Annotated in this window: 10 protein-coding genes; all 10 read left to right on the forward strand. The window is 38.6% G+C overall.

Going from position 1 to position 14,696, the window contains the following annotated elements; translation table 11 throughout:
* Positions 1-259 precede the first annotated feature (259 nt).
* The 10 genes from AC4BHA_RS00335 (at position 260) to AC4BHA_RS00380 (ending at position 14,583) form a co-directional block, all read left to right on the forward strand.
* Complete coding sequence (locus AC4BHA_RS00335) at positions 260-1,816, forward strand: ABC transporter substrate-binding protein (protein WP_490557939.1); 1,557 nt, start codon at positions 260-262, stop codon at positions 1,814-1,816.
* A gap of 55 nt (positions 1,817-1,871) precedes the next feature.
* Positions 1,872-2,828 carry an ABC transporter permease gene (locus AC4BHA_RS00340; protein WP_140461445.1) on the forward strand — a complete coding sequence of 319 codons (957 nt, stop codon included), beginning with the start codon at positions 1,872-1,874 and terminating at the stop codon, positions 2,826-2,828.
* A gap of 18 nt (positions 2,829-2,846) precedes the next feature.
* Positions 2,847-3,734, forward strand: a complete 888-nt coding sequence (locus AC4BHA_RS00345; protein ID WP_140461446.1) for an ABC transporter permease — start codon at positions 2,847-2,849, stop codon at positions 3,732-3,734.
* A 20-nt stretch (positions 3,735-3,754) separates the two neighbouring features.
* The gene (locus AC4BHA_RS00350; protein WP_140461447.1) at positions 3,755-4,753 is read left to right on the forward strand and encodes an ABC transporter ATP-binding protein; all 999 of its coding nucleotides are present in this window, start codon (positions 3,755-3,757) and stop codon (positions 4,751-4,753) included.
* Positions 4,740-5,714: an ABC transporter ATP-binding protein gene (locus AC4BHA_RS00355; protein WP_140461448.1), complete on the forward strand. Its 975-nt coding sequence runs from the start codon at positions 4,740-4,742 to the stop codon at positions 5,712-5,714. The genes AC4BHA_RS00350 and AC4BHA_RS00355 overlap by 14 nt, the downstream gene beginning before the upstream one ends.
* Positions 5,715-5,999: 285 nt before the next feature.
* Positions 6,000-6,761 (forward strand): sporulation protein, encoded by a 762-nt coding sequence (locus AC4BHA_RS00360; protein WP_490557940.1) that lies wholly within the window; start codon positions 6,000-6,002, stop codon positions 6,759-6,761.
* Positions 6,762-7,209: 448 nt separating this feature from the next.
* Positions 7,210-8,862: a serine hydrolase domain-containing protein gene (locus AC4BHA_RS00365; RefSeq protein ID WP_490557941.1), complete on the forward strand. Its 1,653-nt coding sequence runs from the start codon at positions 7,210-7,212 to the stop codon at positions 8,860-8,862.
* 14 nt (positions 8,863-8,876) lie between these two features.
* Entirely contained in the window at positions 8,877-10,961 is a 2,085-nt protein-coding gene (locus AC4BHA_RS00370; protein ID WP_490558171.1) for a glycoside hydrolase family 3 protein, read from the forward strand.
* A gap of 25 nt (positions 10,962-10,986) precedes the next feature.
* Complete coding sequence (locus tag AC4BHA_RS00375; protein WP_490558172.1) at positions 10,987-12,243, forward strand: exo-beta-N-acetylmuramidase NamZ family protein; 1,257 nt, start codon at positions 10,987-10,989, stop codon at positions 12,241-12,243.
* 273 nt (positions 12,244-12,516) lie between these two features.
* Positions 12,517-14,583: a thioredoxin domain-containing protein gene (locus tag AC4BHA_RS00380; protein ID WP_490557942.1), complete on the forward strand. Its 2,067-nt coding sequence runs from the start codon at positions 12,517-12,519 to the stop codon at positions 14,581-14,583.
* Positions 14,584-14,696: the final 113 nt, after the last annotated feature.

A 14,696-nucleotide genomic window follows, 5' to 3' on the forward strand; every position in this document is an offset into this window, starting at 1 on the left:
TTGTTCAAAATCCGCTCTAGAGAAGAGAGGTGTAAATTTTCTTTGAATACTCCAGTTGAAGTCTTCAAAAAGAAAGGCTGGCTGAAAATGAAATTTTAGTGGTCAAGAAGGGCCATTCTAAAAAGATGGGAAGACCATTTAAACGCTTAGACACGGTCTAAATTTAATTCAGTCATCTTAAAATAGCATTATGATTCGAGTTTTATGAAAAAAAACGCTTTATATTTTCTGAATTTTCAGATAAGGGAGAGATTTTATTATGAAGAAAAATTTATTATTTATGATATTAATTTTAGCTTTTGTCCTAAGTGGTTGTTCATCAGGCGGAGAATCAGCTACTGATTCAAATGTAAAAAAACAAGCAACAGAATTAAAGGTTGCAATCAACGCGCAGCCGAATACATTAGATCCTCATATAACAACAGCGGGAATTACCCGAGATATCTCGCGAAATATATACGAGCAGCTGGTTGTTTTAAATGACAAATATGAAGTAGTACCGGAGTTGGCAGAAAAAGTGGAACAATCGGGGGATAATAAAAAATTTACTTTTATTTTGCGAAAAGGTGTTAAATTTCATAACGGTAAGGAGTTAACTGCTGATGATGTAGTTGCTTCCATGAATCGCTGGATAGATAACTTCGGTACAATTCAATCAGTAGTTGGTGATGCACGTTTTAAAAAGGTTGACGATTATAAAGTAGAAATTCAGTTATCTGAAGGTGTTTTAGAATTTCAATCTATGATTGCTGGAGCCAAACAGTTAGCATCAATCATGCCTGAAGAAGTAATTAATAATGCTGCCGCTAATGGTGTTACTGAAACTATTGGAACAGGGCCATTTAGTTTTATTGAATGGAAATCTGAGCAATACATTCATCTGAAAAAATTTAAAGACTATCAATCTATAGATATTCCATCTCAAGGTTTGGCTGGTACGAAGGAATTGTTTATCAACAATCTTTATTTCTATATTGTCACAGATGCTTCTACTCGGTTGGCTGGCTTGCAGACTGGTGAGTATCATATTGCTCGTTCCCTTTCCTATGATGACTTCGATATGATTGAAAATAACTCTGATTTAGCATCAGAATCAGAGCTGCTTGGAGATTTAACGATTGTATACAATAAAAAAACAGGTTTAATGGCAAACCAAAAGATGCGCCAAGCTATAAATGCCACATTGGATATAGATGAAATTATGATGGGTGCAGGGACAAATGAAAAGTTCTATCGTATGGGTTCAAGTTATATGTTTGAAGAACAAGAAGCTTGGTTTTCAGAAAGCGGGAGTGAACATTATAATCAAAAAAATGAAAAGATAGCAAAGCAACTTCTCAAGGAAGCAGGATACAACGGTGAAGAGTTAGTTATGGTTACTAATAAAGAATATCCGCAATTCTATAACGCAACAATCGTAATTAAAGATCAGCTTGAACGCATAGGAGTAAAAGTACGTATAGATGTATACGATTGGGCTACTCAATTAGAGATTGAGAATGACCCTGATAAATTTGATTTATACGTGATGTCATATAGCCCCGTAACCACACCCACGAGTTACTTATATTTAAGTCCGACGTACTCAGGGTGGACAGATGATAAAAAAATTTCAAAATTAATGGTTAAGATTGATAATGAAACGACAAGAGAAGATGCTAAAGCTGCGTGGGATGAGCTCCAAGGATATATGTGGGAATCTTTACCTATAACGAGTCTTGGGGATATTTATACATTAACTGGCCGTTCAAAAAAAGTGAGTAATTTAGAATTCTTCCAAGGACCTATTTTTTGGAATGTTAAAGTCACTGAATAAAATTTGATAGCCTTGCTGGTAGAATATCAGCAAGGTTTATATCGAGGTGAATAATATGCAGATATATCTAATGAAAAGGGTCTTCTCTATCATTCCTGTGTTGATAATCGTATCAATTATTGTTTTTACATTAATACACCTTATTCCAGGAGATCCTGCCCGTACAATTTTAGGTCAAGAGGCTTCTGGTGAGCAAATAGAGAATCTTAGGGAAGAGATGGGATTAAATAAGTCCATTGTTACACAGTATTTCGTTTGGATTACTGGAATTTTCAAAGGAGATTTAGGAACATCATATTTTAGTAACCAACCTGTGTCTGAAATTCTTTTTCAATATCTCGGAGCAACATTATCTTTAGCTATTTATGCACAAATTTTAGCTCTTGTTATTGCTATTCCACTTGGAATATTGGCAGCCCGAAAAAAAGGAACAATAATTGATCAAATTTTAACATCAGCTTCGTTATTTGGCATCTCATTACCCAGTTTTTTATCTGGATTGTTCTTGGTTATGATTTTCGGTGTGCTTCTAAAATGGCTTCCAGTCGCTGGGTACAAACCATTGGATCAAGGTATTATCGAGCATATTAAATATTTGACTTTACCGGCCGTATCATTGGGATTACTTCAGGCAGCGCTAATAACAAGAATGACACGCTCATCCATGCTTGAAATTTTAGGCCAAAATTTTATACGTACAGCTAAGGCCAAGGGGGCGAAAGAGCAAAGGATTATCTATTATCATGCTTTAAGAAACGCATTTATTCCTATTTTAACAGTCATTGGCCAATCTTTTGCCTCCTTAGTAGCTGGGGCTGCTGTAGTGGAAACAATTTTTAACATACCAGGGATAGGTCAACTTATAGTCAATTCGGTAACACGAAGAGATTATTCTGTTATCCAGGGGATTGTATTATTCATAACTGTTTGCTATGTATTTATCAATTTATTTATTGATGTCTTGTACAGTATTATAGATCCTCGCGTTAGATTGTCCTCCAAGCGTTCGTAAAAGAAAGGGTGATATCGAATGCAAGAAAACGTTATAAGTAGTATTAAAGAAGTTCAAAAGGCAGAACTGAAAAAGCGCAATAGAATAAAGTTAACCCGCTTCTTTAAAACAAGGGCTGCTGTCACTGGAGTATCAATTTTACTGTTGATTACGGTAATTGTAATTCTTGCGCCCTTGATTGTAAGGTATACACCTATCGAAGTAAATGCCATGAATCGGCTTGTAGGACCAAATGGCGATCACTACTTCGGTACGGATAATTTAGGACGAGACTTATTTAGTAGAATACTGTACGGTTTACGAATTTCTCTTATTATAGGGCTTTCTGTTACTATATTATCTACTCTTTTTGGTCTGTTCGTTGGACTATATGCAAGTTATTACAAATTCTTAGACAATCTTTTAATGAGGATATGTGATGGAATTATGGCTTTTCCATCTATCTTATTAGCGATTGCTGTTATGGCGATATTAGGTCCAGATATTAAAAATGTTGTTATTTGTTTGACCATTGTTTTCACACCCTATATTGCTCGAATTATCCGTTCTGCGGCCATAGTTATCCGCGAACAAACATATATTGAGGCGATGATGTCATTAGGTGCTAGTGATTTACGTATTATTTTTGGACATATACTTCCTAATGCTTTATCTCCCCTTATAGTACAGGCAACCTATATTTTTGCGGAAGTTATTATTTTGGAGGCTGCATTAAGTTTTTTGGGAGTAGGTGTACCAGCTCCCAATCCAAGCTTAGGCAATATCTTGTATGATGGAAAACTGGTGATATTCAGTGCATGGTGGATGGTCGTATTTCCAGGAATATTTGTGGTACTAAGCGTCGTTTCTCTGAATTTAATGGGAGATGGAGTACGGGATTTATTAGATCCAAAAATGAAAAAGTAATTTAACAAAGGAGGGGAATTATGTCATCAAATGTCTTATTAAATGTTACTGGATTAAAGACAAGTTTTAAAACAGAAAGAGGAAATGTTTCTGCTGTTAAGGGTGTAGATTTTCAGATAAAGAAGGGTGAGGTAGTAGGTTTAGTAGGTGAGTCCGGTTGTGGTAAAAGTGTGACTGCACAATCAATTATGAGATTATTTGATGAAGACAGATTGGTGAATTATGAAGGTAAAGTGGAATTAGAAGGTGAAAACTTACTTGAAGTTAACGAGAGAAAAATGCAAGACATACGGGGTAATGATATATCTATGATATTTCAGGATCCTATAAGCTCATTAAATCCTTTGATGAAGGTAGGTGATCAAATAAAGGAAGCACTAGTATTACATCGAAATATTCCGAAGTCTGAACTCACTAATAAAGTAGTTGATTTGTTACGACTTACCGGTATCCCCTCACCAGAAAAGCGGATACACGACTATCCCCATAAATTTTCTGGAGGTATGCGACAGCGAATAATGATAGCTATCGCGCTGGCATGTAAACCTAAATTGTTAATCGCAGATGAGCCTACTACAGCATTAGATGTTACGATTCAATCTCAAATCATTAAACTAATAATGAAATTAAACAAGGAATTAGATATGGCAATTTTAATGATTACTCATGATTTAGGAGTAGTTGCGGAAATTTGTGATAGAGTGATTGTTATGTATATGGGTCAAGTAGTAGAAGAGGCAGATGCCATAACATTGTTTTCTAATCCAAAGCATCCATATACAATAGGGTTACTAAAATCAATTCCTGATTTAAAAGGTAATCGTAAAGAGTTATTGCATATTATACCAGGGATGGTGCCTTCTTTATTTGAAAAACCTGCCGGCTGTTCATTTGCCCCTCGTTGTCCAATTGTAACCCCTGAGTGTACAAAGAAGAATCCTCCATTTGAAGTATTGAGTGAAAATCATCGTGTCCGATGTTTGTTTGCAAAGGAGGGGGAATTATATGCAACAGAATGATAATACAAAAGATATTCTATTGACAGTGAATAATTTGGAGAAGTATTTTAAAGATGAAAGCTTAGGAAAAAAAGTGATTGTAAAAGCAGTCAATAATATCACCCTATGTATTGAACGAGGTGAAACATATGGTCTGGTAGGTGAATCAGGTTGTGGTAAAAGTACAGCTGGCCGAACCATCCTAAATTTAATAAGGCCAACAAATGGTGATGTTGTATTCAAGGGGATAAATTTATCAAGCCTATCCCAAAGGAACATGCGAAAATATCGTAAAATGTTACAGATGATATTTCAGGATCCATATTCATCCTTGAATCCTAGAAAACGGATAGGAAAAAGTTTAGAAGAGCCACTTGCAATTCATAATGTTGGCGCAAAATCAGAACGAATAGAAAAGGTCATTAAAGTACTGAAAAGCGTAGGAATGGGACCGGAAAGCTTATATAAATTCCCTCACGAGTTTTCTGGCGGTCAATTACAACGCATAGGGATTGCTCGGGCACTAATCTGTGAACCAGAGTTAATCATCTGTGATGAGCCTGTTTCCGCATTGGATGTTTCGGTTCAAGCACAAATTATAAATTTATTAATTGAATTACAGAAGCAATTACAGCTTACATATATTTTTATCGCACATGATTTAAGTGTAGTTCGCCACATCTCAGACAGGGTTGGTGTTATGTATTTTGGTAGTTTAATAGAAGAAGCTGTAACTGATGATATTTATAATAACCCGTTACACCCTTATACCCAGACACTGCTTTCTGCAGTACCTTCAGTAGATCCGAAAACTAAAAGTGAACGAATAGAAGTTCTTGGCGAGCCTCCATCACCATTAAATCCACCGCTTGGATGTCCATTTCATACGCGCTGTCCTAAAGTGATGGACATTTGTAAACACCATTTGCCTAAAAGAATAGAAGTAGAGAGCGCCCATTTTGTAAATTGCCATTTGTATTAAAAGAGGAATTTTTTCTAGAATATTAAAGAGATTAATCTGTTGGTGATCCATTGTGTAATAAAGAAGATATTTGAAAAATATTAGAATCAACACCGGCCAACTAAATAACAGTCTTAGCATAAACTCTTTCAATAGTATTCATACAGTCTATCTATCAACTCTAGTGGGATTTTGCCCAATAAGTTAATTATATTTTACATTGAATATCTATAATTGTTCTGTACTAGTTATTTTTACGGATAAGTATAGTAAAATAGACTTATAAAAAGGAAATGAGGGATTATCATGTTTGATAAACTGCTGTCATCCATAGGTATTGGTGCTGCTAAAGTTGATACGAGGCTTGCGAAAAAAAGTTATATTGTCGGTGAGTCAATCGAAGGTGAGGTTTTTATCAAGGGAGGAAAAAACGAGCAGGATATTGATAACATCTATTTAACATTAATGACTGACTATGTGGTGGAAGTTGATGATAAAAAGGTAAGACGTTCTGTTGCCTTGGACAAAATCTTATTGACTGAGCGCTTCACAATCGCTCCAAATGAAGAAAAAGTGGTGCCCTTTCAGTTGAATGTTCCTTATGAATCACCAGTTACAATGGGAAGTACCCGTGTTTGGATTCAAACCGGCTTGGATATTAAAATGGCAATCGACCCTCAAGATAAAGACTTTTTGGAAATAAAGCCACATCAGCTTGTAAGAGAATTCATTGATGCTGCAGGAAGATTAGGATTCCGCTTACGTCAGGCAGATTGTGAAAAAACTCCTTCGTATTTTAGAAACGGCTTACCGTTTGTTCAGGAATTTGAATTCAAAGCTACATCCGGTGAATTTGCGAGAAAGCTAGATGAACTAGAAGCTGTATTCCAGCTGACAGAAAACGAAGCAAGAGTTTTGCTTCAAATAGACCGAAGAGCAAGAGGTTTTTCAAGCTTCTTAGCTGAATCATTAAATATGGATGAATCGTTTGTTAAATTCACTTTTGATAAGTCGGACATTGGCACGCTAGACCGTACATTGGGAGATTTAATTAGAAAATATTGCTGATCTATGGTTTCGACCAGTCAGATTCAATAAAATTTTACATGTTTTTTACATTGTGATGAAAGAAACTGCTCACTGGCAGTTTCTTTTTTTATATAGAAATCTATTTTTTTATAAAAATAGTTAGCTGAGAAATTAGATATAAGTAAATGAAACTAATGATCTCTTAGTTATGAATATATCCATATAGGTAAACTAAGCAATAAGAATGAGGTGAATATGCAGAAACTTGTCATTTTTTCATGAAATAATTGTTGTTACATTAAGATAGACCTAAGGTTAATAATGGAAGTAAGTACTTATGCCGGATAGAAAAATAAGAAAGATGGATGTATTCTCGAGTGAGAGGAATCTATCTAGATACATCCCCAAAGATCCATCTCCGTAGCCTTCATCAACCTTTCTTTCGTTTTGTTCACTCGCTTTGTGATAAAAAAAGAGGAGGAACGATATGAAAAAAATCACCTCAATTGCATTCAGCACGATGATTACTGTGTCTGCATTTAACACATCCGATGGTCTAATGATGACAAGTGCTAAGGGACATTCCGACAATGCCTCATATTGGGACGAACCAGGTCGAATGCTACCGATACTCCTACCTTCAAATGCCAGAATGGCAGGTATGAAGCAGTCTGCACTTGATGACATAGATGTGACAATCGGCCAATACATCGAAAGCGGCTTAATTCCAGGGGCGGTCACCTTTGTGGCACGAAGCGGTCATATTGTTCAAAAAGCTGCATATGGGTTTGCGGCTCTCTATCAGGATGATGGCTTCACGGAAATTGAAACACCTCTTAAAATGAAAGCGGATACAATATTTGATATTGCTTCTATAAGTAAGCTTTTTACAACTACTGCGGTCATGATGCTTTATGAGCAAGGAATTTTCCAACTCGATGACCCTGTTGCGTTGCATCTGTCACAATTCGCTGCAAACGGCAAAGAAGACATAACAATCAGACAACTTTTAACCCATACTTCAGGTTTTGCAGCTGGGATGCCTCTTTATATGCAAGAGGGCACTCGAGAAAGCCGCATCCAGTCCGTACTGCAACATGGTTTGATTAACGAGCCTGGGACCACCTATTTATACAGTGATTTGAACATGATAACGCTTGGGGCGCTAGTCGAGAAATGGAGTGGTCTCCGGCAGGACGAGTTTGTTAAGAAAGCCATCACAGAGCCGCTTGGTATGAAGGATACGATGTATAATCCTCCGGCAAAATTAAAGAAACGTATAGCTGCAACCGAATATCAGCCAAAGATAGGGAGAGGGCTTGTCTGGGGCGAGGTTCATGATGAAAATGCGTGGTCGCTTGAAGGTGTGGCTGGTCATGCAGGCGTCTTCTCCACAGCCAAGGATTTAGGGATTCTCGCCCATGCATATTTAAATGATGGTAAATACGGTAAGATACGCATTCTAAAGAAGAAAACGATTGACTTAATTATGAAGAACTATAACACTGCGTTTCCAGGAAATGACCATGGATTAGGCTTTGAGCTTAATCAGGGCTGGTACATGGATTCACTTTCTGACACATTCACCGCCGGCCATACGGGCTACACCGGGACAGCTCTTGTGATGAGTCCATCTAATCAGACTGTTGCTATTGTACTTACAAACCGGGTACATCCATCCCGAAATACACCGTCCATTAATCCAATCAGACGAACATTCGCTAGAGATGTGGGAGACAGCATACCTATAAATGTGAAAAAGGGACAAATGGCTTGGTTCGCGGGCTATGGAGATCAATTAGATAACACACTTTCAGCTCAAGTGAATCTAAAAAGAGATGCTTATTTGAGTTTCGATACCTGGTTCCGGATTGAAGAGGAGAGTGATTATGGATATTTGGAAACGTCGACTGACGGAAAAGCATTTACAAGTATTCAAAGCTTCACAGGAAAAAGCAATGGATGGGAGAAGGAGAATGTCCTCATTCCTGCCGGCACGAAATTTATTCGTTTTTCCTATAAAACGGATGAAAGCGTGAACGGGCGCGGCTGGTATGTTCAAGACGCAAGCATAAAAACAAATGGAAAGAAGGAACGACTGAGATTCGAGAGCAATGGATTTGAACGTAGAACAGATTAAATGGGGAGGTGCTAATATTGAAAAATAGGAAATGGTTCTTGATTATACTTGTGATGAGTGTATTCCTGACGGCCGGATTCAGCAGCCAAACTAAGAAACCAGCTAATCCAAATGATGGTGTGCGAGATATTGTAATCTATCAAAATCTGCATGAGGTTGATAAAACGATTAGCGGCAACAGTGTCAAAATGAAGGCAGTGAACGTCTACCATGATGGTCATTTTACAAAGACAAATAAGGTAAAATGGTCGGTTGCAAATAAACGTATCGCGAAAATCAGTTCTAATGGAACCTTGACGATTACAGGGAAATCAGGAGTGGCAGTCATTCTTGCAACATCGGGAAAAAAGATAGACACAGCCTTTTTGGTGGTGGATAAAAAGGGAAATGCAACATTCCGCTCCATCAAGGATAAACGATATCGGCTTGCTGATTATGCCGTTAGCAAGATGAAGATAGAAGAGAAAATCGGACAAATGCTCATGCCTGATTACCGGAACTGGGATGGTAAGAATGTGACAGAAATGCTGCCGGAGATAGAACAGCAAATTAAGGATTATGACTTAGGTGGAGTTATTCTATTCCGCGAAAATGTCGTAACGACTGAGCAAACCGCCCATCTCGTGGATGCGTATCAGCTCGCCTCCGAGAAATATGGGATGCTCATCTCAATTGATCAAGAGGGTGGAATTGTAACCAGGCTGCAATCTGGAACTGATATGCCCGGCAATATGGCCTTAGGAGCTACACGGTCTGGGACAATCACGAAAGATGTTGCGCGTGCCATTGGCGAGGAGCTCGGTTCGCTTGGCATTAATACAAACTTTGCCCCATCGCTTGATGTCAACAATAATAGTAACAATCCTGTCATTGGTGTCCGTTCCTTCAGTGAAGACCCGAAACTAACCGCTGAACTAGGAACTGCTTATATTGAAGGCATGCAGGAAACAGGCACGATTGCAACAGCCAAGCATTTTCCAGGTCATGGAGATACGGCAGTTGATTCCCATGTTGGACTTCCAGAAGTTCCATATGAGATGGAGAGATTAAAGGAAGTGGAACTATACCCGTTTCAGCAAGCGATGAATGCTGGTGTTGATGCCATCATGACCGCGCATATCACCTTCCCGAAGGTAGATGACACGAAAGTGATTTCCAAAAAGACCGGTGAGGAAGTTTCTATACCAGCAACTCTCTCCCATCGCTTTCTGACAGAATTGGTTAGAGAGGAAATGGACTATGATGGATTGATTGTTACAGACGCCATGAATATGGGAGCTATCACCGAGCATTATGGAACTGTCGATGCAGCAATCATGTCTGTTCAAGCAGGGACGGACATTGTACTTATGCCCGTTGGACTAGAGGATGTTCGTAATGGGCTCCTTGATGCAGTAAGAAATCGAGATATTAAAGAAAAACGAATTGATGCATCCGTAAAACGGATACTGTCACTGAAAATCAAAAGGGGCATCTTTAAGGAGGAATCACCGGAGCCACTTGACGAAAGAATCGAAAAAGCGCTTGAGACCGTTGGTTCACCAGAGCATAAGGCCATTGAGAAAACAGCTGCAGAGAAATCTATCACCCTCGTAAAAAATAACAATCAGATTCTGCCTTTAAATGACTTGCAGGAAACTGGAAAGATTGTCGTTATCGGTATGACCTACAACCAAGAATTATATAACGCTATTAAAGAAAAGCATGCCAACACTGAGGAGCTTACCCTTCCTTCCAGTTATCAACTGACCGATGCACAAAAGGAACAGCTTCGTCAGGCGGATTATATTGTTATTGGAAGCCATACATCAAATGTAGCAATGAGATTACCTACCCATCCTCAAATGCAGAGAATTAATGATATTATCAACAACTACGATGCACCTTCTATAGCTGTTGCGATTCGTAATCCCTATGACATTATGTCCTATCCTCAGGTTGATGCATACATCACTCAATATGGTTTCCGTACCGCAAGCTTTAAAGCAACTGCAGCAGCCATTTTCGGTGAAATAAATCCATCTGGTAAACTCCCTGTCACGATCCCGAACGGGCAAGGGGAAACTTTATATCCATTTGGTCATGGTTTATCCTACTAATTGATAACTAAGGAGGCTTTATATGCTGAAGAGAAGTTTCGCTGTCCTATTCACATTGATCATGATTTTATCGACAATTTCTTTCGCCCAGGCAGGTCAAAAGGACAAGCATAAAAAGAAGGATTTAGAACTAGGCGTCGACGTTATTCTAAGTGATAAAAAAGAATTGCTGGAAGGTAAAAGGGTAGGTCTCATCACAAATCCGACCGGTGTAGATCAAGAACTTAACAGTATTGTTGACCGTTTCTATGAGGACGAGGATATCAATCTCACAGCGTTATATGGCCCAGAACACGGGGTAAGGGGAGATGCTCAGGCAGGCAGCTATGTCGATTTTTATATTGATGAGACTACCGGTCTTCCTGTATACAGCCTTTACGGCAAAACCCGTAAACCAACACCGGAAATGTTAAAAGATATCGATGTACTTGTATTTGATATTCAGGACGTAGGCGCACGCTTCTATACGTATATTTACACAATGGCATTAGCGATGGAAGCGGCAAAGGAACAAGGAATCCCATTCATCGTCCTTGATCGCCCGAATCCCCTAGGAGGACTGAAGGTGGAAGGACCGATTCTTGAAGCACCCGAATATGCTTCGTTTATCGGGCAATACGAAATCCCACTCAGACATGGGATGACTGTTGGAGAACTTGCGAAACTATTTAACAAGGAATTTGGCATTGGGGCTGATTTAACCGTTGTAAAAATGAAAAATTGGAAGCGTCATATGAATTATGAAGATACAGGACTAGAATGGGTCCTTCCATCCCCGAACATGCCGACACTCAACACAGCTTATGTATACCCGGGTACAGGATTAATTGAAGGCACGAATTTATCCGAAGGGCGCGGAACAACGAAACCTTTTGAATTGCTCGGAGCCCCGTTCATAAACGGAACTGAGCTGGCAAGGGAGCTAAACAAGCTAAACTTAAAAGGTGTTCAATTCCGAGCAGCCTCGTTCACGCCAACATTCTCGAAGCATAGTGGAATCCTAACCCATGGTGTTCAAGTTCATATAACAGACTATAATGATTTCGTGCCTCTCGAGGCAGGTCTTCATATCGTCAAGACCATTCATGACATGTATCCGGATGATTTCGAATTCCGTGCAGAGGACAGCAAGGGGATTTCCTATTTCGACTTGCTTGTCGGCAATGGCTGGATTCGCAATGATATAGAAGCCGGAAAATCTGTTAAACAAATCAAGCAAATATGGGAAAATGATTTGAAAGACTTCATGAAACTACGCTCGAAATATTTGCTGTATAGATAAGGGAGGGCAGCTTGAAGGCTGAGATGTAGGAGCTTTTGAGCTTCTTTATAAAAGAAGCTATAGAAGACTATAGAAGAAAAATAGAGGTATCCAAAAAGGATACCTCTTTCATTTATGAAACAATAAAAATCAATAAATAATCCAATTAAGTTTATACTAATGAATGATGTGTATTGTATAAAGAGGATATATTTACATCCATAACGTGTGAAGGTGAAAGGTAAAAGTTTCTGTAAATGAAAAAATCCTAATTTGTAAAGGAGTAATTATTAAATGAGTGAGAAACATAGCGCAAATAGACTAATAAATGAGAAATCTCCATACCTTTTACAGCATGCTTATAACCCTGTTGACTGGTATCCATGGGGACCTGAGGCATTTGAAATAGCGAAACAGGAGAATAAGCCTGTGTTTGTGAGTATTGGGTATTCCACCTGCCATTGGTGTCATGTGATGGAGAGGGAAAGCTTTGAAGATGAAGAAGTGGCGTCGGTTATAAATGAGCGGTTTGTTTCCATAAAGGTAGATCGGGAAGAACGTCCTGATTTGGATTCGATTTATATGTCCGTGTGCCAGGTGATGACGGGACAAGGCGGTTGGCCGCTTAATGTGTTTTTAACACCTGATCAGGTCCCCTTTTATGCAGGAACCTATTTCCCTAAGCATAGCCGGTATGGCCGTCCTGGAATAATAGATGTGATTACTCAGTTATACGATACGTATATTAATGAGCCGCATAAAATCGAAATGACGGGTGAGCGGATTAAAGATGCAATTATGCCAATGAAACAGGAGACATCGAGTGAGAAATTAACGATGACTGCAATCAATGCAGCTGTTCAACAATTTAAGAGGGTATTTGATGAACAGTACGGCGGATTTGGCTCGGCTCCAAAGTTTCCTACTCCACATAATTTAATGTTCCTGCTGCGTTACTATCATATGACGAAGGATCAAGAAGCATTGAAAATGGTGTTAAAGACATTAGAAGGGCTATCAAGAGGTGGGATTTATGATCATATTGGATACGGGTTTTCTCGCTATTCCACTGATGAATTATACTTAGTCCCACATTTTGAAAAGATGCTTTATGATAATGCCATGCTGTTAATGGCGTATACAGAAGCCTATCAGGTTACCGGAGAAAATAGCCATCAAGTGATATCTGAACAAATCATTGAATATGTTTTACGGGACATGCGACATCCTGATGGCGTATTTTACTCAGCGGAGGATGCAGATTCAGAGGGTGTGGAAGGGAAATTCTATATATGGGACTACTTTGAAATCTTTGATCACCTTGATGAAGACGTAGCAGAATTATATTGCGCTGTTTATGATATAACCCCTGAAGGAAACTTTGAAGGCGAAAATATTCCTAATCTAATTCGTGAACCAATTGACTCATTTGCTGCTCATAATGATTTAGACGCAGCAGAAGTTCGTAAACAATTGGAGGAAGCAAGGAAAGTCTTATTTAATGTTCGCGAGGAGCGGGTTCATCCGCATAAGGATGACAAAATATTGACTGCCTGGAACGGATTAATGATTGCCGCTCTAGCCAAAGCTGGTAGAGTTTACAATCATCAGGAAGCACTGGTTGCAGCAAAAAGTGCTATCCAATTTATTGAACAGAATTTAATCGTGGATGGAAGAGTCATGGTCCGATACAGAGATGGTGAGGTTAAGCAGGAAGGATTTATTGATGACTATGCGTATCTTCTTTGGGCTTACATTGAACTCTATGAAACGACATTTAATTTATCCTATCTCAAAAAAGCAAAAACACTTACGCATCAAATGATCGAATTATTTTGGGATGGGGAAAATGGTGGATTCTATTTTTATGGAGAGGATAATGAGGAATTGCTGATCCGTCCAAAAGATGTATATGATGGAGCATTACCATCCGGGAATAGTGTCGCAACCTTACAAATGCTAAGGCTGGCTCGTTTAACTGGTGAGTTTTCATTGGAGGATAAGGTACAGAACGTTTTTGACGCATTTGGCGATGATGTGATTCACTATCCAATGGGTCATACTTATATGTTAATGGCGTATATGACAACCCAAATGAAAATAAAGGAAGTCGTTGTATTGGGAAGTACGGATTCAGAGAATAACGTTATCACACATTTGCACAAGGAGTTTCATCCAAACTTAACTTATCTGGCAAACGAGGATTCCTCTTTATTTACTGGTGTTGCTGATTTTGCGGCAGGTTATTCCAAGGTCAATGATCAGGAAACCTATTATGTATGTGAAAATTTTGTTTGCTACAGACCACTGACCAGTGAAAATGAAGCAATCGAGCTTATAAATGGCGACAAAGAGTCATAAATTTAATAAATAACAGCTGCGTTGGCTATATAAAATATAGGATAAAATAGTACATCATGATTGGTGTGCTATTTTATTTTGGGTCTTTCCACTACTAATTATCTCATCTATGA

The organism is Pradoshia sp. Z3_51, from assembly GCF_058215915.1.